Raw genomic sequence first — 25063 nt, 5'->3', positions numbered from 1 at the left:
TAATAATGGCAAAGGTACTATATAACGGAGATATTCAAGAGGCAGTTCTACAAGGAAAGAAAATCGCAGTAATCGGATATGGCTCACAAGGTCATGCTCACGCATTAAACCTAAAGGAAAGCGGTTTTGACGTTGTTGTTGGTTTAAGAGGCGGAAAGTCTTGGGATAAAGCAGTTGAAGACGGTGTTGAAGTAACTTCAGTTGCAGAAGCAACAGCTCAAGCTGATGTTGTAATGGTTTTACTTCCAGATGAAATGCAGCCTAAAGTATACGAAGAAAGCATTAAACCAAACCTTGAAGCTGGTAACTCACTAGTATTCGCACATGGATTCAATGTTCATTTTACACAAATCGTTCCTCCTGCTGATGTAGACGTATTCCTAGTTGCTCCTAAAGGACCAGGACATTTAGTTCGACGCACATACACAGAAGGTGCAGGTGTTCCAGCACTATACGCTGTTTACCAAGACTACACTGGCCAAGCGCGTGAATTGGCACTTGCTTACGCTAAAGGAATCGGTTCTGCTCGTGCAGGTGTACTAGAAACTACTTTCCAAGAAGAAACAGAAACAGATTTATTCGGAGAACAGGCCGTTCTTTGCGGCGGTGCTACTGCTCTAATCAAAGCTGGTTTCGAAACTCTTGTAGAAGCTGGTTACCAGCCTGAAGTTGCTTACTTTGAATGTTTACACGAATTAAAATTAATCGTTGACCTTCTATATGAAGGAGGATTAGAAAACATGCGTTACTCTATCTCTGATACGGCTCAATGGGGAGATTTCGTTTCTGGACCACGTGTTGTTAACGCAGAAACAAAAGCACGCATGAAGGATGTATTAACGGATATTCAGACAGGTGCATTTGCGAAAGGCTGGATTTTGGAGAACCAAGCAAACCGTCCTCAATTTAACGCGATTAACCGCTCTGAAAATAACCATCCAATTGAAGTAGTAGGCCGTGAGCTTCGTGCCTTAATGCCATTTATTAAAAAACCTGTAAACCAAAAGAAAGAAGTGGTGGTAAATGGTTCACGTTAACATCTTTGATACGACACTTCGCGATGGCGAACAGTCTCCTGGTGTGAATTTAAACCAACTCGAAAAACTAGAAATTGCTAGACAACTAGAAAGATTTGGTGTGGATATTATGGAGGCCGGCTTCCCGGCTTCCTCCCAAGGGGATTTCGAGGCAGTAAGAGCAATTGCCCGGAGTATTAAAAACAGTTCCGTTACTGGCCTGGCAAGAGCAACCAAATCGGATATTGACATTGCGTGGGACGCATTAAAGGATGCAGCGGAACCAAGGTTGCACGTTTTCCTTGCTACCTCCCCTATTCATATGAAATATAAATTGTTCAAAACACCTGAGGAAGTCATTCAAACCTCTGTTGATATGGTGGCATATGCAAAACAAAGATTCCCTCATATCGAATGGTCTGCTGAAGATGCTTCTCGTTCGGATCTTTATTTTCTTGTCAAGATCATTACAAAGGTCATCGACGCTGGAGCGACAGTCATCAACCTACCTGATACTGTAGGTTATGCAACTCCAGCTGAATATGGTTATATGTTCCGATATATTCGTGAGAATGTTCCAAATATCCACAAAGCAGCGTTATCCTGCCACTGCCATGATGATTTAGGTATGGCGGTTGCCAATTCACTTGCGGCAATCGAAAACGGTGTTACCCAGGTGGAAGGAACCATTAATGGAATTGGTGAACGTGCGGGGAATGCCTCACTTGAGGAAATCGCAGTCGCCCTAAATATCAGAAAAGATAAATACCCTTATACAACCAATCTAGTTCTAAAAGAAATCAAACGCACCAGCGACCTTGTCAGCCGCTTTACGGGGATGATGGTTCCTGGAAATAAAGCAGTCGTTGGAAAAAATGCCTTTGCACATGAGTCTGGAATTCATCAGGATGGGGTATTAAAAAATACATTAACCTATGAAATTATCACTCCTGAAATGGTTGGGATTCAATCGAATGATTTAGTCCTTGGTAAACATTCTGGACGACATGCTTTTAAAGATAAAATTGAAAATATGGGCTTTACGTTACCAGCTGAAAAACTTCTTGAAGCATTTACAGCTTTTAAAACGCTCACCGACCGTAAAAAAGAAGTGACTGATGAAGATTTATTTACGATTCTAACGGATATCCAAACAGACGTTGTTGATGTGAAGAAATATGAACTTGTTGCTTTCCAAGTACATTATGGTTCAGCCAACCTTCCTACTGCTACTGTTGCACTTAACACGCCAGAAGGTGTTCGAGTAGAAACGGCTCGTACAGGTTCAGGAAGTGTTGAGGCACTAATGAACACATTGGAAGCTCTTATTAAAGAGGAAATTCATTTAACTGATTTTAAACTAAACTCCGTTGGTCAAGGGCGTGACGCATTGGCTGAGGTACATGTAAAAATGACTGTTGACGGCGTACAGGTAAGTGGCCGCGGTTCTGCTCAGGACGTATTAGAAGCTTCTGCTAAATCGTTCTTGAATGCTGTAAATCGAGTGTTTTTCACTCCTAAAGCTGTTGTTCAAGCAGCAACGGCTCAGGCATAAAAGGCTTTTTCGCAAGGCGAATTATAAAATGATGAGGAGGTTGCTTCGAATGAAAAAACGTATTGTATTACTACCTGGTGATGGGATTGGCAAGGAGGTTATTAATTCCGCAAAAGATGTATTGAATGCTATTGCTGAAGAATTTAACCACAGTTTTAACTTCGAAACCCATGAGATCGGAGGGGCAGCCATTGACCTATACGGCACTCCGCTGCCGGAAACAACAGTTGACGCCTGTAAACAGGCAGATGCGGTATTATTAGGTGCGGTTGGCGGCCCTAAATGGGATAACAACCCCTCCCATTTACGCCCTGAAAGAGGATTACTCGGTATTCGGAAGGCCCTTGATTTATATGCAAATTTAAGACCTATTAAAGGATTTAAAAATTTGCTTCATGCTTCTCCTTTAAAAGAAGAAATTGTTGCAGGCAGCGACTTGCTCATTGTCCGTGAATTAACAGGCGGCCTTTACTTTGGCACTCCAAGCGAACGCCGTGACAACGGGCAAACCGTGGTCGATACCCTTGCTTATACTCGTAAGGAGATTGAAAGAATCGTAGACAAAGCTTTCCAGGCTGCCCAAGGACGGCGCGGACACCTTACATCCGTTGATAAGGCGAACGTGTTGGAATCCAGTAAGATGTGGCGTGAAGTTGTAGAAGAGAAAAAAGCTCAGTATCCAGATGTGACTGTTGAACATGTATTGGTGGATGCAGCTGCAATGAAATTGATTACAAATCCTACACAGTTCGATGTCATTGTAACAGAGAACATGTTCGGTGACATTCTTAGTGATGAAGCCTCCGTCTTAACAGGTTCACTAGGAATGCTTGCATCAGCAAGCTTGAGTGAAGATGGTGTTGGACTTTATGAACCAGTTCACGGCTCAGCTCCTGACATTGCTGGAAAAGGTGTTGCTAATCCAGTAGCGATGATTCTATCCACTGCATTAATGCTGCGTTACTCTTTCCAACTAAACGATGAGGCGAAGTTAATTGAAGAAGCTGTACAGTCTGTATTAGATAGCGGCTTCCATACCGCTGACCTTCAAATTCCTGAAGGAAGACTTGTAGGCACTGCTGAAATGACTCGTCTGATTGTCGATTTTATTAAATCACAAAACGCATCAAAATGTATCATGAGCTGTTACGTATAACTAGTCGCAGCTGGGCTCATTGGTCCAGCTGCTTCTGTATATCAAGGATCTTTTTTATCTGGGGACTGATTCTCCCTCTCTACTAAATCTATAAAAGTGAGGAAGGAAACTATGCAAAAACCAAAAAATATTATTCAAAAAGTTTGGCAGCAGCATGTTGTACATCAAGAAGCAGGAAAACCTGATTTACTTTATATCGATTTGCATTTAGTTCATGAAGTAACCTCTCCTCAAGCATTCGAAGGATTACGAATGAACGGGCGAAAAGTACGCAGGCCAGACCTTACTTATGCAACAATGGATCACAATGTTTCCACTCGTGACCGAAACGTCATCAAAGATCCTATTTCTAAGAAACAAATTGATACATTAAAAGAAAATTGTCAGGAGTTTGGCGTTGAACTCTCTGATCGTCAACATCCCGACAATGGGATTGTACATGTAATCGGTCCTGAACTTGGTCTAACACAGCCAGGAAAAACAATCGTCTGTGGTGACAGCCATACTTCTACACATGGTGCATTTGGTGCTTTAGCATTCGGAATTGGGACAAGTGAAGTGGAACATGTCTTAGCCACACAAACACTATGGCAAGCCCCTCCAAAAACAATGAATGTGAAAGTAAATGGAAAGCTTGGAACAGGAGTTACTGCAAAGGATTTAATCTTAGCGATCATCGGTAAGTTTGGGGTTCAATTTGGAACCGGATATGTGATGGAATATACAGGTGAAGCAATCCGCACACTTTCAATGGAAGAGCGTATGACGGTTTGTAATATGTCCATTGAGGCTGGTGCACGAGCTGGTTTGATTTCTCCAGATGAAACAACTTTTGAATACTTAAAAGGACGCCGTCATGTCCCTAAGGGTGAAGCTTTTCTTGAAGCAGTGGCAAAATGGCAGGCACTCGCCTCTGATGAAGGTGCACAATATGACGCTGTGGTTGAAATTGAGGCATCGGAAGTTGAACCTCAGGTTACATGGGGAACAAACCCAGGTATGTGTATCCCAATTACAGCCTCTGTTCCAAATCCAGATAATGAAGAAAAAGCTAATAAAAAGGATGAAATTTCTCGCGCCCTTCAATATATGGGTCTGGAAGCGGATCAACTGATTTCAAGTGTTGAAATTGATCATGTCTTTATCGGTTCTTGCACAAATTCACGGTTAAGTGATTTACGTAAGGCAGCGGATGTCGTACGTGGGCACAAGGTTAATCCTAAAGTGAAGGCCATTGTAGTTCCAGGCTCTTTTAGTGTAAAATTGGCTGCTGAAAAAGAAGGAATTGATCAAATTTTTAAAGAAGCAGGCTTTGAATGGCGTGAAGCCGGCTGCAGTATGTGCCTGGCAATGAATGATGACATTGTTCCTCCAGGTGGACGCTGCGCCTCTACTTCTAACCGTAATTTTGAAGGCCGTCAAGGAAATGGATCACGTACCCACCTTGTCAGCCCGGAAATGGCTGCTGCAGCTGCCGTTACAGGTCACTTCGTCGATGTCCGAAAGTTTACAGCTCAGGAGGTACTATAAATGGAACCACTACGCATTCATACAGGAGTCGTTTGTCCTTTAAACCGGAGTAATGTGGATACAGACCAGATTATTCCAAAGCAATTTCTAAAAAGGATTGAGCGAAGCGGTTTTGGACAATACTTATTTTATCACTGGCGCTTTGATGATGAAGGTAACCTACGTAAGGATTTTTCTATGAACCATCCAAAATATCAAGGAGCCTCCATTTTGGTAGCTGGCGAAAACTTTGGCTGTGGATCCTCTCGTGAACATGCACCGTGGGCGATACAGGACTTTGGCTTTAAAGTGGTTATTGCTCAAAGCTATGCAGATATTTTTAAAAACAACTGCGTGAAAAATGGTATCCTCACGATTCAAGCTAGTGAAGAACAGGTTCAAAGCATTATGCGGAAAGCTGAATCTGAGGAGTACACACTTACTGTGAATCTCGAAGACCAAGTGGTTACCGATAATCAAGGGTTGGAGTTTACTTTTGATATTGCTCCATATCCTAAAGAAATGCTGCTTAACGGCTGGGATGAAATTGGCGTAACGCTGAACTATGAAGATAAAATTACCCAGTATGAGTTTGAACATAAATAGAAAAAATGAGCTTGGACATCCAAGCTCATTTTTCTATTGTCTTGGTGCTAATAGCATTACCAAAACACCCATTAAACATATTCCGCCGCCAATCCAGTCATATAAATCTGGAGTCTTCTTATCGATGCCCCATCCCCACAATAGCGAAAGCACGATGAATACTCCCCCATAGGCCGCGTACACTCTTCCGAATGATGGAAATGATTGAAAGGTCGCAATGACACCGTACAATGCTAAAGTAAGTCCTCCAATTAATCCCCAATAGGACGGCTTCCCTTCCCGAAGCCATTGCCAAATAAGGTAACCCCCTCCTATCTCTGCAATCCCTGCAAGAATAAATAAAAGAGTTGCTTGAATCATTACAATCACATCCTTATATCTTTTTATATAGGCTCACTAGTTTAAAAGAGAATGTTCTGCAAAAGTTTTAGTTTTAGGTTTACCATAAATGCTGAATCATTTCCGTTAATAGTCTCAAATGAGCCACCTGATTACCGTTGTGGCTAAATTTTCTCGTTAGCGGGCATCAGAATGACCTTCTGATTAACATTCAAGCTGAATTCTCTCGTTACCGGGCACCAGAACGTCCTTCTGATTACCGCTCAAGCTGAATTTTCTCGTTACCCGACACCAGAACGACACTCTGATTACCTCTCAAGCTGAATTTTCTCGTTACCGGGCACCAGAAGTGAATCAAGTAGCTTGTACCATAGTGACTTTAGATACCGGTTCGGAAGCTGATCGGGCTAGGTATAAAAAATGAAATGAGTCATAGATTTTTATAACAGACAAGGTTAGGAGTGGTGTATTTGATTAAATTAATATTAATAATTTTATTTGTTCTACTTTCCATTACTATACTCTTCTTTATCTTAACAAAAAATAAGCAGCAAATGATTCAGACCTATTCAATTTCAACTTTTATGGGAGCAAGTTCTGATGATGAAATTCTGGAACAAAAACAATCTATCATTGAAAAAGTTAATAATTTTTTCGATAATAATGATGCTGGGGATGATGGCATAGACGCCGGTGGTGATGATGATGCCGGAGAATAGTTACAAAGAAATATCAATCTCAATGTTCCCTCCCTCTTTTTATTAAAATAAAGAATGAACGAATGGGTTAGGTTTGATACTAAGTAACAAAAAGGAGTGATTGATATGGATGGAAAGTATAATACAGGCGATGATGCAAGTGTTGAGATGAAGAAGGCTCTTAGCAAAACTACACCTAGAAAGAATCCAAATATGAGTGAAGCAGAGTTTAAGATGAAATACCAAGGTAAGAAACAAATTTAATAAAACAGGGGCAGGTTTCCCTGCCCCTGTTTTATTTGCGGATCTTACAATATAATGTCTCATTGATTTTCATGGCTTTATTGCGTCGATTATAAGTGAAGGAAATAATAGTTTATCCCCTTGATTCCTTGGGTCAAACTTTTTCGAACGAAAAATCACTCCATCTTCAGCATGCCATTCATTGAAATGAAAATTACCTTCCTCATCACAATACTCAAGTAAAGTCACTTCATATCCTGCGGCTTCAAACATGTTAGATAGCGTTCGATAATTATGAACAATTTTATGACTTGCAGCGAGATGATCTTTTGGACCTGGGCCGCCTATTTTTACTATATTTTGATATTCCTCATCAGGAAAATATCCATCTGGAACCGCACAACGAACATAGCCTCCAGGTTTCAGGTATTTATAACAATTTTTCGCAGCCTGAACACCTTCTTCAAACGTTAAGTGTTCCCAAACATGCTCAGCTAGAATCGCCGTTAAGGAATTATGAGGAAACATTCTATCCCAAGTGGTTTCATTTATTAAATTAAGTTCTTCTTCCTGTGTATGTACCCAGCCTGGATTATTGTTGTACTCCCCTGCTCCGATAACGATTTTGATTTCCTTTTCTCTTCCCACAATATTCCCTTTCTTTCGTTGTTCCATATTTTCTCCCTATCCATTTAAAAAATATTATTTCTCTATCCAAAATCTTTTAATGATATTTCCATCTTCTTCAACGAAGTCTGAATCGGGTATACCTCCATTATTAATAATCGTTTTGAAGGAACCTGTATTATCTTCATTACTTAAAACCAGAGCTTTTCTAATTCCTAACTCTTTAGTTTTTTCAAGCGCCAATGACAATAATTTAGTCGCAAATCCTTTTCTTCTCTCTGAAGGACGGATTCCGTAACCAATATGTCCGCCTATATTTAATAGAGTTTCTGTTAAGCGGTGTCTAATATTAACAACACCCAATATTCTTTTATCTTCATTTATTAACCAAAATGTTGAATCCGGCACCCAGCCTTCAGGTAGGTTACGTCCTTGCTCATTATCATTTAAAAATTGGACCATTGCCTCAAAGTTTAATGGGTCTTTTTTAATAACCCAAGGCACCATATCCTCTTTGCTTTCCAACCATTCCTCGTAGAACGAGAGGTATTCTTCCTTCAAATCTACCGTTGGTTTAATTAAAGATAGTTGATGGTTTGAATCCACTACCAATCTTTCATAGGTTAATTGATCGCCCTCTATTTTCAATAGAAATACATCAGGATTGTGTAGATTCCGCCAATCATCAAATCCGAATTCTTTATTATAATGATTTAAAAGTAAAGACAGTAAATTACCATGTGTAACGATAATGGTATTTTGAGCTTCACTGTTTAGAACATCCTCTACTACGCTTACAATACGATTCAATGCTTCATAACTAGACTCCCCACCTTCAAACTTCAATTCAAAATCATCAAAGGTAGCTCTTAGTTTTTCAAGCCAGTCGGAAAGGTTTTCGGAACTAAGTACACGTTCTGTTAATAAATCGTTTGTTTCAATTTTCAAATTAAGACTTTTTGCAAGTGGCTCTATTGATTGAACTGCACGCGTATATGGACTAGCGATAATACGGTCAATTGAATTTCCAGTAAACAAATCCGCTAATTGAATGGCTTGATTAAAGCCTCTTTCTGTAAGTGCTGCTTCAGGTGGCTGCCCTTGTGCCTCACAATGCCTGATCAGATAAATTTTCTTCACTATAACCTCTCCTAACTTTATTCCTCTAAAGTTTTCCTAAAACCATAAAAAGGACGATATCCTTGTCCTTCATAAAATGAACGCGATGTACTGGAAGCAAGCATTTCAATTCTTGTTTTCGGGTATAAACGGTGGACGTGCTGAAGTAAATCCTTCCCTATACCTAGCCCACGATACTTTTTGTCAATTAGTAATTCACAAATGTAAAGAGTGATTCGTGTGTCTGTTAACCCCCGAATATAACCAACTACTCCGTCACCTTCTGCTTCTACAACAAATGATACATTAGAATTTTCCCAAGCTTGCTTCGTGTCTTCATTCTTCTCAACTAGATTACTCCAGCCCTCTTCTCGATTTAACTCTTGAATCCTATTAAAATCAGTCTCTTTAAACTTTCGAATTTCTATTTTATTCATTGGATAAACCTCACAAAATGGTTATTTCTTAAAACAGGAACAGTTTGATAGGTATTTAATCGGCTGCAATGCTTCACATCCGCCCCAAATCCTTTTTCGCGTAATTCCCGGCCGCTTCCACAATCCCAAATCAACTCATCTAACTTTGGTTCTGCATGATAAAATGCCCCCATACAAACTTCTGCTTCAGGTGACTTTTCCCCTTCTAGATAAGATAAAATTGCACCAGCACCTAAATAATCCTCGATTCCTGGGCGAAGTGTATCTTCCTCTTCTTTTCCATCACTCCATAGTTCGCCGCAGGGAATCACCGTAATACTTGCACTCTTTTGTAAACTTAGTTGATTGGCAACGGAAGCTACTGATGCAGCATTTAGCAAGGAACCTATTAACAGACCAGGCACCTTAGAGGCGATCCAAGTACAAAAAGCACCGTTAAGTGAGGTTAATACATACTTTTTGTTTGTATGTTCATCATTAAAGGATACAGGTGATAATGTTGGTTTCCCTGATTTAGCTGCCTCTGCTCTTCCTAAAATATATTCCGCATTGATTTTGTGTGCATAATCTTTCCCATCTAGGTTAGGAGGATAGGGATAGATTACTGCATCAAAATTTAAAGCGGATACCACTGTTGATGAAAAGCTGAGGACATCGACAATAATGATAATGTCACCACGATGGGCTGCCTCTCTAGCCCCACGTTTGCCCCATTCCACACGACAAGTGTAAGGAGATTGATCAAACATACATCTACCACCTTTTATTTATAGCTAAAACTATATTAAGATTTTTTATTACTAGGCACCTGGCAGAGAATCTACTTTTGCAATTTGACATCCCGCTGACACGAACCTTTTATGTAAAAATTAATTGATTAGGAAAGCCTTACCTCCAGAGAAGTAAGGCTTCGACTATTAATCAATAATTAACATATCATTTTCATCAAAATTCCAGCTCTCAGCATAGGCAGCTTCCCAATGATAGCCATCTGGATCTGAAAAATATCCACTATATCCACCCCAAAATACCTTTTGCGGGGCTTTTACAATCTTTCCTCCCACTTGTTCCACAGTTTCAAAAATCTGATTAACCTCTTCTTCGGATTTTGCATTATAAGCGAGAGTAATCCCTGAAAAACCTTGACCGGCAGGAGGGTCACTTTCATTGATATCCTTGGAAAGCTCATCTAAGGGATACAAAGCCAGTTTCGTACCGCCATTTTTAAAGAAAACAATTCCCGGAGTCTCCTCGGTTACAGATGTTTCAAATCCTAGCCCATCACGGTAAAATTTAAGAGACTGAGAGATATTTTTTACACCTAACGTAATCAGATTTATTCTATTCATCTTTTATACCTCCACTTGGTAGAAAAACTACTTTATTAAAGCTGTTTCTTGATTAATTACTTCCTGAATGATTTTGTTTCCATAGGCACCGCGATGGAAGGCGTTGGTGTCAGACCAGTATAGCTCTCTAAATGAAACCCCATTATTCATTTCAATCTCTAAAAATATACGATTTCCTTCAAAAGCATCCTCTTTATACATTTCCATAGGGTCTATAGCTTCTAATAGAAGCCATTCATTAAGAAACTTTTCCTTCGCTTCAGGCGAAAAAGTATGGATTCTGCTTCCGTCATCTGTACTTTCAATATGGACTTCCTTAACCAGACCCTTAATCGGATAAATATCTCCGATTGTTTTTGCGTCTTTCTTTTGATCTGCTACATATACTTTATCGTTTGCTACTACCATTAGGGATGAGGGATAGCCCCTTACGGCATAAACAGTCGTTCCTTTTTCTAGATAGGCTGCATCACCATTTCTCATTTTATGGTCACTACAGGCATTGTCAGCCATTTTATAGGTAACTTTTCCAATAGGCTCTCCTTTTTCAATTTGTGTGCTCAATGGTTCATCCGGCGTATCTTCGAATTGATGTTGATAGGTAACATCATCAATCTTTAACAAATCGACCCAATCAATGGCACCATCAGGACATCCAATCGTTAGATTGCTTTGATTACAGGAGGCTAAAAACGTTGAAAGAAATAAGAAAATTATAAGTCTTTTCATCCACTTTCCTCCCCCCATGTTTTCTCAACAGTATATATTCATCATTTAAACCTGTTAATCCTTCCCAGTAAAAAGAAAATGCTTTACCCTCTTAGGAGTAAAGCACGATTTTAAAGATCATCTAATATATTTTGATTTTGAGTGTCTTCGTTATAGGTCAATACCTCTTCAACAGGTTGATAAGATTCACCGTAAAAATGATGATCCTTATAGGTATGAATCTTTGAGTATGTCTTTCGCATGCCTTCAAATATCAACTCTTCGGACTCCTTATTTGGAGCCCAATATAGAATCTCCATTTTATTTACCTCATTTGTAGCTAACGACCGTCTTTCATACCCAATTGAATTGGCATGTTCAAAGCCTTCACGTTTATAAAAATGCAGCCTTTTGCCTGTATCACTGTCTTTATAGTTTACAGGTTCAACTTCAAGAATAATTGGCTTTCCTTTTTGTTTCATTTTTTCAATGAGCTTATGACCAAGTCCCTGCCCACGCGCATCTTTTGAAACAAATAGATAATCAATAAAAACAAAATCCTCTAACTCTGCATACATCAAAACATGATAAGGACCCTCATCTTTATGATAAATATCAGAACGCTCTTTTAATAACGTTTCCATATGCTCTCTAGACTTCATTTCTTCTACAGGAAAATATTGATTTAACTTCTCATACCAATGCATGATACTCCCCCCTCTGTTTCAATGTCTTAATGAGGAAAGTATGTGTGATTTCACCATATTTAATACTTCTAATTACTATTTAAACAACTAGAACTGTAGATCTCTTCCTATTAAATTGGCCGAAATGGGGGCTGAACCAAGTTCACGTGCCCATATGGATAATTGTCCAATATGATGAACTTCATGTACTATAACGTGATTTACTACCTCTCCATATGTAAAACTTCTTCCGTCATCCAATTCTAAAATCTTACTGCTCATTTCTACCTTCCATTCTGTTACAAATATTTCCACCTCTGCATGCCAGTCATTATGAAGTTTTATTACGTCCTCAATAGTGTTGAATTCCTCAATATTAAATTTATATCCCTTTCCCCCATTTAAATCATTAATCCAATCATATTCAACCACAATAATATGCAATAAAGTATGGAGTATATTTCCAAACCCGCCTGCTCTGTTTTCCAATAACTGTTCAGTTGTAAATTGTTTACACCAATTAAACCATTCTTCTCGTACCTGCCAATTATATTGAAATAGCTGCTTCATCTTTTCACCTCTATCTACTATTTTCTAGAATTTTATGAGACATCCAGCTTTCGGACTGCCATAGATGTTTTCTATCTTTTCCTATCCGAATCGTTAACTATTTCCCTAATGAAAAACCCTGAAATAGTCGTCCGCCAAATGGCTGCAGGATTTCATCAACCATTACGATAATCATATTTTTATCACCAGTTTTATAAAAAGTATCGAATGCCTCGACAAAATGGCCTGCAAACTTTTCGTCATAGTTCTTTAATGAGCGCACTATCCATTTAGAAGCACCAATCCATTGTCGATTGGTCCTCAAGACAAATTCGCTAACCAATTCAGCAAGTGTATTGGCAATAAAGATCTCCTCTGCTCTAAGGGTACTCCCTATAAAGTCATCAAGTGTATCAGTAATGAAATAGCGCTTTACTTTTATGGTATCAACTGACCATTCTTCTGGACCCTTATCTAATAACTCATTTGCCTCATGTTTTATGAGGTCGAGAATACCACTATCTTTTAAGACGATGCCCTCTGAAACCATTTTAGGCAAGGAAGGTCTTGCTCGTTCACAATCACTTTTAAAAAACTCCTTATATGAAGTTAAATTATGTACAAAAACCTCTATATTCCAACCATATTCAATGACTGACTCTCTATATGCAGTTTTAAGATTCTTTTCAAATATCACAATATCAAGGTCCGATGTTTCTGTGGCTTCACCTCGAACGACACTTCCTGCTAATACGGATCCATAGCAATTCGGAAAATGATTCAGGATAAACAGTTCAGCAGCTTTGTTTGGATCCATTCTAGTAATCTTCCTCACTCCAATTCCTTATATCTCTTTTTTATAAAAAATAAGTGTGGTATTTTCATTTAAAACCTTTTTAATTCCAGTTTTTATGTATCCCATTTTTTCATATAAGTAGCAATTGCGTTCTTCCTCTAAAATAGTTGTTAATTCCCAGCTTACGGCTTGAGGAAATAATTTTTCTACAAGAGTAATAGCTCTCTGGGCAATCCCCTTCCCTTGATATTCAGGAAGAATAAACATAGGACTTATCCAAAATTGTTCGTCCACTTTCCAGAGTACACAAATAGCACCCACAAGACGATTTTCAACCAGAATTTTAAAAAATCCACCATGAGGATTACTTATTCTTACGATAACACGATTGATGGTTTCATTTGCTGGATTTGTCTGGTAATCTTTGTATTTTTCCAACAAGGAGATAAAGGCATTGACTTGAATATCAAAAATCGCTTCTGCATCTGAATTTGTTGCTTTTTCTAATCTAACATCCAACTAGTCCACATCTCCCTATATAAAATTCACAGATTCCAGATGAGTAATATCTCCTTCTAACACAAGTTTAAAACCATCTTCATTCATTTCTACAATTGTAAGGCTCGTATCGTGGATATAGGGAGGGTCCCATAAGGTTTCAATTGGTGAATTTTTAAAAAATGAATACAAACATTTGATTACTACCGAATGAGTAACAATTAATATATTCCCAGATTTATATTCTCTTTTTATTCGATCCAAAACCTGACTGGCTCTTGCTCGTGTTTCTTCAAACGTTTCTCCACCAACAGATGTATATTGATGCGGTGTATTCCAGAATGACTCAAACTCTGTTTGATACATTTCTTTAATGGATGAATGAGTTTTTCCTTCCCATTGACCCAGTTTAATTTCTCTTAAATTCTCATCGTAAACGATAGGAATGTCTCTTTCACCCCGTATCAAGTTAGTAGTGGCTTTCGTCCTCCCGCTTGGACTTGAATAAATAGCTGCTAACTCTGTATCTTTCAATCTTTCACCTAACGATACTGCATTTTTAATACCGTTTTCAGTTAGATTTGAATCCAGCCAGCCTTGCATTCTTTTTTCTCTGTTCCACTCTGTTTCACCATGTCTAGTTATGTATAGAGTTATCATAAGTTTCTCCCTTATTTGTTTAATTCACTAATTACTTCCATTAGTTCTCCAGCAGTCTCTTTTAACTTCGTTTCATCTTCTATGATAATCTCATCTTCTGAATAGAATTCGGCAAAGGATTGACCTTTATATCTAGGTACAACGTGCATATGGTAGTGCGTTAATTCATTAAATATCCCGCCATTTTGGCAGATGGTGATTCCATCTGGATTAAACAGTTTTTTTATGGCTTTTGATAGAAGAATAGATGCCTTCATAATTGAATTTGCTGTATTTTCGTCAAGTTCTTCTACGTCATTAACATGTTTTTTAGGCAATATCATAATATGCCCTTCATTAAATGGCTCATGGTCTAAGAAACAACATACAAACTCATCTTCAAAAACAACATGAACAGGCAGATTTTTATTCGCCAAGTTACATCCCAAGCATTCCATTTTTTCACAACCTTCGCACTCTTTAAATTCTACTTTAACAAAAAAAAGGCCACGCATTCGACCTTTTATAAAATATTTTGAAGTGTTTCTAAAATGTATAAGATAAATTGATAAACCATTGAGATTAGCTGAGATAAAAACTCAAATAAAGAGTCCAACATTCAACATCACCCTTTCATAACGTCTTGTCCTATAATATGCTTTGTGGGACGAGTATGAAACGGATAATAGCGTACTTCTGTTACAATTCAAAAGAAATAATACCTTGGCTGATACTAACGATTATAATGCTCTGACCTAATCCACTTACGATTCCCGTTGTTAACCTTAATGGATTGTTACTCAATCGAAGTTTCCTTTCTTGGGTCCAACCATCCAAAACCATGGGAAGATTTAATACGATTCCCAGCCAAAGTGGAAAGTTTAATTCTAATAAAAATAATAAAGGAAAAAATAAATACCCCAATAAGATCCCCGTGCATCGTGCACATAATGGCAGCGTATGCCCTTTTATCGTTATACTTCTAGACTTCATACGGTGACAAGGTACAAGATCAGTTAACCGCTTCAATTTAATTACAATCTGGTCCGCAATCACAATCTGGCCCTCCATCACAATCAGGTCCGCAATCAAAATCGAAGCAATCTGGCGTACAATCAAACTTCTTCTTTTTTCGATACTTCTTTTTCCTATAATAAAACAGTACAAACAGCAGCAATAATATACCTGCTGTCAAAGCAATTATGCCAAATATCATTTCACCATTTAGTAATAACGCTGCCGCTACCACAAAAGAAATAATCATTCCAGTTAACAATAGAAAAAACATACCATCCACCTTTTCCTCTAAGAATTTCTCTTATTCTTTAAGAATATCACTCCTACAATAAACAATAGAATAGGTCCAATAACAATATATTTAAATAAACCTGGAGTGGCTAAACAGTATAAACTGAGAGGTAATGCCCATATCGAACAAATAATAAGGAGTTTTGGTTTTAAGGAAATGCTTGCGTAAGTGGCCAGCGAAATAGGAATTAAGTACATAACAGTAAAAGAAGTAAAGACATTTGGCTCTACGCTTGAATGGGTATATGGGTTAATTAGCAGCATAAAACCACAAAATATAAGACTTCCAATCCCGCAAAACGCTCCTATCAGTCTCAAAAACTTCACTGTTTTTCCCCCTAATAAAAGTCCTTTTTACTATTTATATTCCATTGAATTGGGAAAAACCCTTTTTCTAATGATAGGAAAAAAAGGAGCGGCCACTTTGTGCCACTCCACTAACTAATCTAAAACTCAGGAAGTCGATCCAAATTATTTTCTTTTATCCCATCCGGTTCGCTGCGAATGATATCTCTTCCATATTTGTGGAAAACATCTACATGTGCAATTTGACCTGATTTTGCTTCTGTTAAAGCCGTAATGTAATCCAGTTCTCTTCCTGTGCTTGTTTTAAAGGCAATGATGTCCCCATCATCATTTTTCCTAACGGCTACAAATTCCTCTTTCCCATCAGGATTGCCTTGTGCTGCCTCTAACTGCGCTTGCTGTTCACTTTGCTGCTTGTACTCTTCATAAATATTCTCATAATTCTTGTCTTCCATTATATCCACCTCCGAACGTATGTTAGTATTTTGAAGCTAATGGTCAATAAATATTCAAAATACACAAAACTGACAAAAATGGTCATAAACCGCACGTGGTATAATTTACCTAATTGGGGGCGATGAAATGGAATCAGATAACGAAAACGTTTGGTTTTTTATTCAAGATTCTCAGCAGCAAGGACCCGTCTGTTTATTTGAATTAAAGAAGTTGATAGAGCAAAATGTCCTATCAGGTGATACCTTCGTCTGGAACAAATCCATGAACTGTTGGCAAATGGCAAAAAGTGTAGAGATATTTTCAGATAGTATTTTTGAATCTACAAGAATCCATCTACTTCCGGATAAATTCAAAACAAGAGAAGAGTATCTAGAAGCTACCTATCCATTTGGAAGACCTTATGTCCGATACCTTGCTAGATTTTTTGACCTTTCCTTATTTTCCATAATTTTCATCATATCCGTATCGATTCTTTTCCCAACATTCATTGCAGAAACCTCAAATTTTTATATATTTATCTTTAGTTTATTTCTTTGGATTATCTTTGAACCTGCTATCATTTCTATTTTTGGCAATACTTTTGGAAGGGCTTTCCTAAATACTAAAATCAAAAGTGTGAATGGGGAAAGACTCAATTTTATAACAGCCTTTAAACGAAGTTTTTTTGTAAATGTTTTAGGAATGGGACTCGGTATCCCTTTACTTAATATTATTTGCTTCTTTTTATCCTACAGAGATTTAAAGGGGAGAGGAATGTCCACTTGGGATCATAAAATCGGCACCGTTATCTTATATGGTAAGGTTAGCTTAGCAAGGCTATGCATTGCAGGAAGCTTTCCAATTGGAATGTTAGCGGCAGGATTTTATATTTAGAAAAATAGGAAAGGAAGTTAAGTAACGTTCACAGTATGTATTCTATATACCTAAGCCTAACCTCTAATGTTCGCAAAAAATTCAGTTTTCCTCTTTTACTAGAGCTTTTCCTACTAATCGGCAATAATAGTTTTATTAATGTTTTTTTCTTGGAGTGAAGAAGAATGATGAATTTCAATAAATTCCATGACCCGAGAGAAAATGGGGAATTGCTTTTAGAAATTACCGGAAAACATCTTGATATAAGAAAATCCATAACAGAGACAGAACAGCTATTTCATCAATGCCGTGAGAATAAGCCTGTACCTCCATTCAACAGGACACCAATCAAAGTTCCATTTTCGAAAAAGATAATAGAGAGACTGTTTCGATTATTCGCCAAGCCCTATAACATTTTGGAGCCTACACAGATTTACGTCGATTCTAAAAGGAATGTGCATCCTGCATGGAGGCCGAAACTGGATGACGAGTACGAAAACTTAATATGTAGAATTACCCGAGAGGTAAATATAGAAGATTATGGCGGGGTTGGGGATGGAAAAACAGATAACACAGCTGCTTTTAAAAGAGCGATTGGAAACGGATTTGTTAAGGTAAACGTTCCAGAGGGTATCTTTATTACGAAAGGGATTCGCTTGCCATCTTGGACCTATCTCGCAGGGGCTGGAAAAGACAAAACAACGATTAAACTGCATGACAATGCTCCAAAAGGAACTCAATTAATTACTAATGCAAATCATTGGAAAGGAAATCATCATTTGTTCGTTCAGGGAATGACGCTTGATTGGAATGTCGAAAGACTCGGGACTGTAAAAAAGACAAGTACCTGGGGTAATCATTCAAGTTGTTTAACGTATGCGAATGTCACTTATGGCTGGGTGAAGGATGTTGAAGCGATCAATCCTGGGCTCCATTGCTTTGATATTTCCTCAACTTTATACAATTATGCTGGTGATGGATTCCGTGCTCGAGGCGGGAGTAAATATGTTTGGCTGGATGGTTTAACTGGTTATGGTTTTGGAGATGACGGGATAACGACCCATCATAGCGACTATATTTTTATATCAAATTCACATATGTGTGACCCGAGCGGTCGTGCTCATCAGAAGGGTATTTCAAATTCTAATGGGTTTGAAGTCGATGATGGTTCAAGGAATGTGCTTTTGGTTAATAATTCTTCGGCCAGATGCTTTGGAGGTATTGAAGTAAAAGCCCATCAGAATTCGTCAGCTGCCTCAAATATTCAAATCGTTGGACATATATCTGTAAATGATAATCGAGCCTATAATTTCCGCCATATCGGACACCACAAAAGTACAGATACAGAATCAAGGTCGGCATTCAATATTTATGCTATAAATCTTGCAGCCATTAATCCTGTTTTTACTGAACTATATAAAGATTCGACACCACGTGGATTGGTTGTGTCTGCATATAAAAATGTCGTGATCAACCATTTCACATTGATTGGCGACCCGGATTACGATTATAAAGGGAACCCCGTTATCGCCGTACAGTACCGAGCTAGGAATGTGGTATTAAATAATATTTCACTAAAGGGTTTTAAAAGTGCCAGTGCAGATATAAAAGTTTACGGAGGAGAAAATCGGGCTGATTCTGTCTCTATAAATAATGTTGAGGTTTTTGCCTCTGCCGTAAAGGCAATTGATATAGGTAAAGATGTAGAAGATATTCACGTACTACAAGTGAATGAACGAGAAAAAGCGTCATATCATTTATGACGCTTTCCTTCTTTTTCAACTACAATCTCGTCAACCAGTTTTTCTGCTACTTTTCGGTATAAACTACTCATGTGAACGAGCGAAGAAATCATAAGTACCTGCTCGAGGTAGGGAGCGTTTCGATCTTCCATTTTTGATACTTCTTTATTAACATCCATTACCCGCTCATTAATATCCTCATTAAAATCAGCAACATTTTTTTTCGAAAGGTTTAAATAACTATTGTAAAAAGAATCTAGCTCTATATCTTCTTTTATTATCCTTTTATTTATCCCATCCAGCGTTGTCTGAATATCGTTAATAGAAAGAGCCCCTTTTAATTGATAGATTAAACTCATCAAAATCAAATGCTCTTTTGAGTACTTCTTATTTTTTATCGGAAAAATAAGCTTCCCTTTTGCATAGTTATTGATCATTGTTTTCGTAAGAATCTTTTCCTCGTCATTACGTTTTGAATCCGCAAATTTATTTTCAAATAACTGAATGACCTGATCCATATATAAATCAATATTTGGTATTTCATCTAGTTTAAGATTTGACTCCAGTCCAAGGCCCTCGAGGATTTCTTTGATTTTTTCCATATTATTAACTCCGATCATTGTGTTATCTGTTAACATTATATCGTAACAATTATCCATTGACTAGGTGTTGTTTTGCGATTATCATTATAAGTAGTTATCAAAACTACATGTTGTAATCAGGAGGGAATTATGAGTAATTTTATTCGGGAACCAATTAATGGACTGACTCATTTGACTGGAGCGCTGTTATCTTTTGTAGGGCTTCTTGCAATGGTTATCAAAGTGTCGAGTACGACCTCGTCAACGATGGCGATTACTGCTGTCATCATTTTCGGTGTCAGCATGATACTTCTTTATTCTGCTTCGGCCACCTACCATATGGTAATAGCTAGAGATCATGTGATTGCTTTTTTAAGGCGGCTTGATCATTCGATGATTTTTATATTAATTGCCGGTACCTATACGCCTTTTTGCTTTATTAGTTTAAATGGAACAACCGGAAATATTCTATTCTCTATCATTGCAGCAGTAGCATTAAGTGGAGTTGTTTTTAAAATGGTCTGGTTTAATTGTCCACGCTGGATTTCTACTGCATTGTATCTTGTTATGGGCTGGATGATTGTATTTGTATTCTCGCCATTAGCAGGGAGCGTGGATTCGATGGGGTTATTTTTATTAGTACTTGGAGGTATTTTTTATACAATCGGTGGAGTTATTTACGGGGCCAAGCCAAAATTTCTTCAATCCAAATACATGGGCTTTCATGAGATTTTCCACATCTTTATCATGCTTGGCAGTTTGTCTCACTTTTTATGTGTATTTTACTTTGTTATATGAAATAGAAAAACGCCAATTGTAGGTAACGGATTCTGTTTTGAAGTACAAAACTTAAATAGTTGGGTAAATAAAGGTTAAATCCCACACAAAAAGACACCGTAATTGGCACGGTGTTTCTTTTGTGTATTTATTATTATTTCTTGTTTGACTAAAGCACCCTTTAGTTTAAGTGAAAAAACTCACAATCTTTTCTTCTTAACAAAATCTAATCACTCAATGTGTAGGGACATATCAAAAAGACGCTTTCTTATTCAAGTAAAGCGCCCTTTTCTTGAATAAACAAAAAGCTCATATTAGCTGGTATTGTGGAAGCAATTAACTTATAACTTATTCTAGATGTAGCTTTGTAATTAAACCAACATAAGCCAGTTTTCTCTCAATCAGTCAGCCCAATATTACATATTTAATTTGATATCGGAGAAATTATTACTAGCGAATAAAAAATGGAGGAATTTCCATGAAAACAGAACATCATATTGATTTATCATCTGCAGAAATGGCAAATCTTTGGACGGCTTACCAACAGGATACTATGGTCATTTGTGTCGTTAAATATGCTCTAGCAACCGTTCAAGATACAGAAATTCGTAGCGTTTTAGAATTTGCCTTACAGTTATCTCAATTACATGTTCAACAATTAACTAGTATGTTTAATGAAGAACAACTTCCGATTCCTGATGGATTTAACGAAAAGGACGATCTTAATTTACAAGCTCCTCCTTTATTTACAGATACGTTTTATCTAACATACATTCATAACATGGGCAAACTCGGAATCGAAGCATTTGGGATGGCCCTTGCCAATTCTGCTCGATTAGACCAATGTCAATATTTCACTAACTGTCTAACTGAATACACGCAACTATTTAACCAAGCAACACAAGTATTGTTATCAAAGGGAAGTTATACGAGACCTCCTCATATTCCAAAACCAAAACAGGTTCAATACGTTCAAAAACAAAGTTATTTAACCGGTTGGTTTGGCAAGCGTAGACCTCTTAATTCAATTGAAATATCGAATATCTATTTTAGTATGATACGCAATATATTAGGACAAGCACTGCTCACGGGATTTAGTCAAGTGGCGAGGTCTCAAGAGGTTCGTAACTACATGATAAGAGGAAGAGACATTTCAGCCAAACATATTGAAATTTTCGGCTCCATATTAAGTGAGGATCACCTGCCTCCAGCTAGTAAATGGGATGCTCAAGCAACTGATTCAACGGTTGCCCCATTTTCCGATAAACTGATGATGTTCCATGTAACAGCGTTAATTTCGATAGGAATTAGCCATTATGGAGCTAGTTTTGGGACAAGTGCAAGACGCGATTTAGGAGCTCTTTATCCTCGATTAATGGCGGAAATAGCAAACTATGCAGAAGATGGAGCCAATATAATGATTGATAACGGTTGGCTAGAGCAACCACCACAAGCACCAGATCGAGATCAGTTAGCCAAAATGCATGTCAAGGGAAGGACGAATTGAGAAAGTCCTTTGGAGTATTGCATTATGGCTTTGGATAAATTTGTTTTCCTAGATTAACGATAACCTTAGTGTTAAGTAAAGTTCCAATAAATAATTCATATCTCTTGCTGAATTGGTAAATAATATCCAAGAGGTGACCAGATGGAAAAGGATAAATTAAAACTCACATCTTCCGAAATAGGAACTTTGTGGGGAGAGTATGTAAATGGAACAGCCGTTGATATTGTAAATAGATATATGGTCTCTATTATTGAGGATAAACAAATTAAAGCCATTTTTGAGGATGCTATAAAGACATTCGAAAAGCAAAAACAACAAATCGTTACTTTTATCGAAAATGAGGGGTTTCCAGTTCCAATTGGATTTACTGAATCTGACCTCTTTAAAGGTAAACAGAGGTTGTTCACGGATATATTTTGCCTAAATTATTTACATATCATGACATTACATGGTTTACTAGGACACTCCACTTCATTGGGCGTTTCTGTAAGAGAGGATTTACGGTATTTTTACGACTCGTGTGATAATGATGGGAAAAGAATGTATCATCAAACAATTGATTTATTGCTTGAGAAAGGAAGTTTTCAGAGAGACCCTTTATTTTATCCAGCTAAAAACCCCGAATATGTTACCAGCCAAGATTTCATAGATGGATTTTTCGGAAAGGGTAGAATGTTATCAGCGCCAGAAATCATAAGTATTTCTTTCAACCTAAAAAAGAGTATTATGGCTAAAACTCTTTCTATCGCATTTAGTCAAGTCGCTCAATCAAAAGAAGTAAGAAAATTTTTAGAGGATTCTGAGAAAACGTCTGATCAACAAATAAAAGCCTTTTCAAAAATCATGCAGACGGATAATTTACCAGCTCCTAAATCGTGGGAAACAGAAGTGACAACTTCAACGGACTCTCCTTTTTCCGATAAGCTAATAATGTATCATATTGGTTTCTTGTACCAAGCTGCACAGGCGTATCACGGATTAGGTTTAGCATCAGCCATGCGAGCAGACCTTGTAACGGCTTATGAAGGCGTCATTCTAATAAATCTAATGGTTACAAAAAAATGGTTTAATATTATGGTACAAAATAAATGGTTAGAACAGCCTCCACTTGCTCCTAATAGAAAAGAAATTGCAAAAGAAATATAATAAGAACTCTGTTTCTTGGGTATTTATAAGTGAATAAGAGTCCATTTGAAAAACTAATGTGGAGCATTGCACTTCCTGGGTTTGGGCAGTATTTAAACGGAAAGTATTTTAAAGGCACAGTTTTATTGATACTTGAATTTCTGATTAATGTTCAAGCCAATTTTAATCAGGTCATACTTCTAAGTTTTCATGGAGAAATTGGAGATGCCATAAAACATGCTGATTATCAGTGGTTGATGTTTTATCCTTGTTTGTACTTTTTCTCCATGTGGGATGCGGTGAAAGATGCAGGTGGAGGGAAAGATCCTTATTCTTTTCTTCCGTATGTGTTTGCGGCATTTTTTGTAACTGTTGGATTGATTTTTTCCTCGAACTTAATGATATTTGGAGTATTATTGGGTCCTGTTTGGCTCCCAATGTTGTTTGTTTTTCCTGGAATAATCATTGGATTTATTACTAGAGAAATCATAAATAACATTCCTTAGAAAGCCATCCTCTATTTACTATCAAAAGTGGATGGTTTTTTTCGTTGAATAAGCTTGAGGGTTTACTAAACTAAACTGCTTTAGTTTAAGTACAATCCTTCACAAACTCCATTCTAACATTAATATAAATTTCTAATTTTGTTCGAGAGTCTTATTCAATTAAATGGCCCGATTGCTGAACAAAGATCAATATGTACTCTTCCACTAAACTGCCCAATTAGTTCAATAAGAAAAAGCCACCGAAATGGCATCCTGTTCTAAAAGTAAAGCACCCCGTTACTTCAATCTGGTTTTATTTTAAAACTCAATGATATTTAGCCATTGACTATCAGGACCTATAGTTATATGAGGAACTTTATTCAATTCAAATATTTTAAAAATATCAACGTTTTGCTTTTCTATTTTATTCAAATGTGCAGTTACATCAATCTCAGAAAAAACTAAATAATCCATTGTTGTAGACCGTAAATAAAATTCATATATAAATTGTTTTTGACAATCTCTTACATATCCTAAGTATCCTATTTCCCTTGGGAAAGTGCGTGGTAATGAAACATCTTTAACCTTTATAAAGTCCTTTGAAAGTTCTTTTAATAACTCTTTTTCATATTCAGGAATTATTGCATAGATAAAAATTTCTTGCTTATAGAAAGTGGAGATTATCTCAACAAACTCCTGTTCATCAATATAATCATCAAGGAAAAGTTCTTTTTCATTCGGAAGGAAATTCATCTTTACCAGCCCCAATTTTACTGAAGTTTATAATGTTAATCCTATTATTAAATTCTACTGGAAGCGAAGGGTTTCCTTCTTGCACTAAACTGCTTCTTTACATCAATACCTAATGTTTCCATTTCTATAATCAAGGCAATAATTCCTCTAATATTACCGATAAGGAGGAATTATTTTGTTATTAGCAAAAGCCTGGGAATTATATGAATCGGATAAAAGAATTGAAGGATTTTCTCCACAGACATTAAAAGCATATAGATTACAATCTAAACTACTTATTCAACACTTTAACGATGTGGAAATTGGATCATTAACGACAGATCAACTGAAAAGGTATTTAGCAAAATCCAGTGAACACTTAAAGCCGTCAAGTTTGGCACACAGAATTCGATTCATTAAATCGATATTTCGTTGGTCACACGAGGAAGGGCATATACCCAAAAATCCAGCTGCCAAAATCAAAGAACCTAAACAAGGAAAACGGATTCCAAAGTTTTTGACAGATAGAGAAATTGAACATTTAAGGGAAGCGTGTTTTACTCCATTGGAAAAGGCATTATTTGAATTTATGTTTTCAACAGGATGTAGAATTGGCGAAATTGTTTCTCTTGATAAAAATCTTATTAATTGGTCCAATCGTT

The 25063-nt window shown here is 37.3% G+C and carries 33 protein-coding genes and 1 pseudogene; 14 read left to right on the top strand and 20 right to left on the bottom strand.

The genetic code is table 11. The features are described 5' to 3' along the window. Window positions 1–5 precede the first annotated feature (5 nt). The 5 genes from ilvC (at window position 6) to leuD (ending at window position 5842) form a co-directional block, all read left to right on the top strand. Complete coding sequence (ilvC, locus tag CHI06_RS17625) at window positions 6–1037, top strand: ketol-acid reductoisomerase (protein ID WP_095249934.1); 1032 nt, start codon at window positions 6–8, stop codon at window positions 1035–1037. Beyond that, complete coding sequence (locus tag CHI06_RS17620) at window positions 1024–2571, top strand: 2-isopropylmalate synthase (RefSeq protein WP_095249933.1); 1548 nt, start codon at window positions 1024–1026, stop codon at window positions 2569–2571. Before ilvC ends, CHI06_RS17620 begins: the two co-directional genes overlap by 14 nt. Window positions 2572–2620: 49 nt before the next feature. After that, entirely contained in the window at window positions 2621–3727 is a 1107-nt protein-coding gene (gene leuB, locus CHI06_RS17615; protein ID WP_095249932.1) for a 3-isopropylmalate dehydrogenase, read from the top strand. A gap of 111 nt (window positions 3728–3838) precedes the next feature. Then, window positions 3839–5257 (top strand): 3-isopropylmalate dehydratase large subunit, encoded by a 1419-nt coding sequence (gene leuC / locus CHI06_RS17610; protein ID WP_095249931.1) that lies wholly within the window; start codon window positions 3839–3841, stop codon window positions 5255–5257. Then, window positions 5258–5842 carry a 3-isopropylmalate dehydratase small subunit gene (gene leuD / locus CHI06_RS17605; protein ID WP_095249930.1) on the top strand — a complete coding sequence of 195 codons (585 nt, stop codon included), beginning with the start codon at window positions 5258–5260 and terminating at the stop codon, window positions 5840–5842. It abuts the gene before it with no gap. Window positions 5843–5875: 33 nt separating this feature from the next. Here the strand turns inward: leuD and CHI06_RS17600 are convergent, their stop codons facing one another. Then, window positions 5876–6202 (bottom strand): YnfA family protein, encoded by a 327-nt coding sequence (locus tag CHI06_RS17600; protein WP_095249929.1) that lies wholly within the window; start codon window positions 6200–6202, stop codon window positions 5876–5878. A 449-nt stretch (window positions 6203–6651) separates the two neighbouring features. On the opposite strand from CHI06_RS17600, the gene CHI06_RS17595 reads away from it, so the two are divergent. Then, entirely contained in the window at window positions 6652–6900 is a 249-nt protein-coding gene (locus CHI06_RS17595; protein ID WP_095249928.1) for a hypothetical protein, read from the top strand. A gap of 105 nt (window positions 6901–7005) precedes the next feature. Next, window positions 7006–7143, top strand: coding sequence for a hypothetical protein (locus CHI06_RS29865; RefSeq protein WP_165979177.1), 138 nt, complete (start codon window positions 7006–7008; stop codon window positions 7141–7143). A 69-nt stretch (window positions 7144–7212) separates the two neighbouring features. On the opposite strand, the gene CHI06_RS17590 is transcribed toward CHI06_RS29865, so the two are convergent. The 17 genes and pseudogenes from CHI06_RS17590 to CHI06_RS17520 all read right to left on the bottom strand — a co-directional run bounded on the left by CHI06_RS17590 (window position 7213) and on the right by CHI06_RS17520 (window position 16599). Next, the gene (locus CHI06_RS17590) at window positions 7213–7797 is read right to left on the bottom strand and encodes a class I SAM-dependent methyltransferase (protein WP_179292672.1); all 585 of its coding nucleotides are present in this window, start codon (window positions 7795–7797) and stop codon (window positions 7213–7215) included. Window positions 7798–7824: 27 nt separating this feature from the next. Further along, the gene (locus tag CHI06_RS29860) at window positions 7825–8355 is read right to left on the bottom strand and encodes a GNAT family N-acetyltransferase (protein WP_257009349.1); all 531 of its coding nucleotides are present in this window, start codon (window positions 8353–8355) and stop codon (window positions 7825–7827) included. Between the two features lie 15 nt (window positions 8356–8370). After that, window positions 8371–8889: pseudogene (locus CHI06_RS29855) on the bottom strand (histidine phosphatase family protein); the annotation flags it as partial. A gap of 17 nt (window positions 8890–8906) precedes the next feature. After that, complete coding sequence (locus CHI06_RS17580) at window positions 8907–9305, bottom strand: GNAT family N-acetyltransferase (protein WP_095249926.1); 399 nt, start codon at window positions 9303–9305, stop codon at window positions 8907–8909. Continuing rightward, the gene (locus CHI06_RS17575) at window positions 9302–10054 is read right to left on the bottom strand and encodes a 2-phosphosulfolactate phosphatase (RefSeq protein WP_095249925.1); all 753 of its coding nucleotides are present in this window, start codon (window positions 10052–10054) and stop codon (window positions 9302–9304) included. The genes CHI06_RS17580 and CHI06_RS17575 overlap by 4 nt, the downstream gene beginning before the upstream one ends. 168 nt (window positions 10055–10222) lie before the next feature. Then, window positions 10223–10654, bottom strand: a complete 432-nt coding sequence (locus CHI06_RS17570) for a VOC family protein (protein WP_095249924.1) — start codon at window positions 10652–10654, stop codon at window positions 10223–10225. 27 nt (window positions 10655–10681) lie between these two features. Then, window positions 10682–11383: a hypothetical protein gene (locus CHI06_RS17565; protein ID WP_257009348.1), complete on the bottom strand. Its 702-nt coding sequence runs from the start codon at window positions 11381–11383 to the stop codon at window positions 10682–10684. A gap of 110 nt (window positions 11384–11493) precedes the next feature. After that, window positions 11494–12069 (bottom strand): GNAT family N-acetyltransferase, encoded by a 576-nt coding sequence (locus tag CHI06_RS17560; RefSeq protein ID WP_095249922.1) that lies wholly within the window; start codon window positions 12067–12069, stop codon window positions 11494–11496. An 87-nt stretch (window positions 12070–12156) separates the two neighbouring features. Further along, the gene (locus CHI06_RS17555; RefSeq protein ID WP_095249921.1) at window positions 12157–12618 is read right to left on the bottom strand and encodes a DinB family protein; all 462 of its coding nucleotides are present in this window, start codon (window positions 12616–12618) and stop codon (window positions 12157–12159) included. A gap of 97 nt (window positions 12619–12715) precedes the next feature. Continuing rightward, window positions 12716–13414 carry a nucleotidyltransferase domain-containing protein gene (locus CHI06_RS17550; protein WP_095249920.1) on the bottom strand — a complete coding sequence of 233 codons (699 nt, stop codon included), beginning with the start codon at window positions 13412–13414 and terminating at the stop codon, window positions 12716–12718. A 27-nt stretch (window positions 13415–13441) separates the two neighbouring features. After that, window positions 13442–13912, bottom strand: a complete 471-nt coding sequence (locus CHI06_RS17545) for a GNAT family N-acetyltransferase (protein ID WP_095249919.1) — start codon at window positions 13910–13912, stop codon at window positions 13442–13444. Window positions 13913–13927: 15 nt separating this feature from the next. Then, entirely contained in the window at window positions 13928–14551 is a 624-nt protein-coding gene (locus CHI06_RS17540; protein WP_095249918.1) for a histidine phosphatase family protein, read from the bottom strand. 11 nt (window positions 14552–14562) lie between these two features. Continuing rightward, complete coding sequence (locus CHI06_RS17535; protein WP_095249944.1) at window positions 14563–14988, bottom strand: HIT family protein; 426 nt, start codon at window positions 14986–14988, stop codon at window positions 14563–14565. A 241-nt stretch (window positions 14989–15229) separates the two neighbouring features. After that, on the bottom strand, window positions 15230–15586 hold the full coding sequence (locus CHI06_RS17530; protein ID WP_179292671.1) for a DUF2085 domain-containing protein: 357 nt from the start codon (window positions 15584–15586) through the stop codon (window positions 15230–15232). After that, on the bottom strand, window positions 15561–15818 hold the full coding sequence (locus CHI06_RS29405) for a hypothetical protein (protein ID WP_133370370.1): 258 nt from the start codon (window positions 15816–15818) through the stop codon (window positions 15561–15563). Before CHI06_RS29405 ends, CHI06_RS17530 begins: the two co-directional genes overlap by 26 nt. Window positions 15819–15835: 17 nt before the next feature. Continuing rightward, window positions 15836–16165, bottom strand: a complete 330-nt coding sequence (locus tag CHI06_RS17525; protein ID WP_095249916.1) for a hypothetical protein — start codon at window positions 16163–16165, stop codon at window positions 15836–15838. Window positions 16166–16284: 119 nt separating this feature from the next. Then, the gene (locus CHI06_RS17520; protein WP_095249915.1) at window positions 16285–16599 is read right to left on the bottom strand and encodes a DUF3892 domain-containing protein; all 315 of its coding nucleotides are present in this window, start codon (window positions 16597–16599) and stop codon (window positions 16285–16287) included. A 127-nt stretch (window positions 16600–16726) separates the two neighbouring features. On the opposite strand from CHI06_RS17520, the gene CHI06_RS17515 reads away from it, so the two are divergent. Together CHI06_RS17515 and CHI06_RS17510 are read left to right on the top strand one after the other, a co-directional pair. After that, entirely contained in the window at window positions 16727–17473 is a 747-nt protein-coding gene (locus CHI06_RS17515) for an RDD family protein (RefSeq protein ID WP_095249914.1), read from the top strand. A 164-nt stretch (window positions 17474–17637) separates the two neighbouring features. Then, window positions 17638–19215 (top strand): glycosyl hydrolase family 28-related protein, encoded by a 1578-nt coding sequence (locus tag CHI06_RS17510; RefSeq protein WP_095249913.1) that lies wholly within the window; start codon window positions 17638–17640, stop codon window positions 19213–19215. Here CHI06_RS17510 and CHI06_RS17505 read toward each other — a convergent pair. Continuing rightward, window positions 19206–19796, bottom strand: a complete 591-nt coding sequence (locus CHI06_RS17505; RefSeq protein ID WP_095249912.1) for a DUF1836 domain-containing protein — start codon at window positions 19794–19796, stop codon at window positions 19206–19208. The genes CHI06_RS17510 and CHI06_RS17505 overlap by 10 nt on opposite strands. Window positions 19797–19925: 129 nt before the next feature. Between CHI06_RS17505 and trhA the strand changes: the two genes are divergently transcribed. The 4 genes from trhA (at window position 19926) to CHI06_RS17485 (ending at window position 23690) form a co-directional block, all read left to right on the top strand. Next, window positions 19926–20573, top strand: a complete 648-nt coding sequence (trhA, locus tag CHI06_RS17500; protein WP_095249911.1) for a PAQR family membrane homeostasis protein TrhA — start codon at window positions 19926–19928, stop codon at window positions 20571–20573. 457 nt (window positions 20574–21030) lie between these two features. Then, window positions 21031–22059: a DUF3231 family protein gene (locus tag CHI06_RS17495; protein ID WP_095249910.1), complete on the top strand. Its 1029-nt coding sequence runs from the start codon at window positions 21031–21033 to the stop codon at window positions 22057–22059. Window positions 22060–22200: 141 nt separating this feature from the next. Further along, window positions 22201–23205: a DUF3231 family protein gene (locus CHI06_RS17490; RefSeq protein WP_095249909.1), complete on the top strand. Its 1005-nt coding sequence runs from the start codon at window positions 22201–22203 to the stop codon at window positions 23203–23205. A 29-nt stretch (window positions 23206–23234) separates the two neighbouring features. Further along, window positions 23235–23690: a hypothetical protein gene (locus tag CHI06_RS17485; RefSeq protein WP_095249908.1), complete on the top strand. Its 456-nt coding sequence runs from the start codon at window positions 23235–23237 to the stop codon at window positions 23688–23690. Window positions 23691–23987: 297 nt separating this feature from the next. On the opposite strand, the gene CHI06_RS17480 is transcribed toward CHI06_RS17485, so the two are convergent. Continuing rightward, the gene (locus tag CHI06_RS17480) at window positions 23988–24422 is read right to left on the bottom strand and encodes a hypothetical protein (RefSeq protein ID WP_095249907.1); all 435 of its coding nucleotides are present in this window, start codon (window positions 24420–24422) and stop codon (window positions 23988–23990) included. A 175-nt stretch (window positions 24423–24597) separates the two neighbouring features. On the opposite strand from CHI06_RS17480, the gene CHI06_RS17475 reads away from it, so the two are divergent. Then, window positions 24598–25063 (top strand): tyrosine-type recombinase/integrase (locus CHI06_RS17475; RefSeq protein ID WP_179292670.1); only part of this gene is annotated, 466 nt, incomplete at its 3' end.

It is taken from the genome of Bacillus sp. 7884-1, from assembly GCF_002272245.1.
In the GTDB taxonomy this organism is placed as follows: domain Bacteria; phylum Bacillota; class Bacilli; order Bacillales; family Cytobacillaceae; genus Neobacillus.
This window is presented reverse-complemented; position numbering and strand designations above follow the sequence as displayed.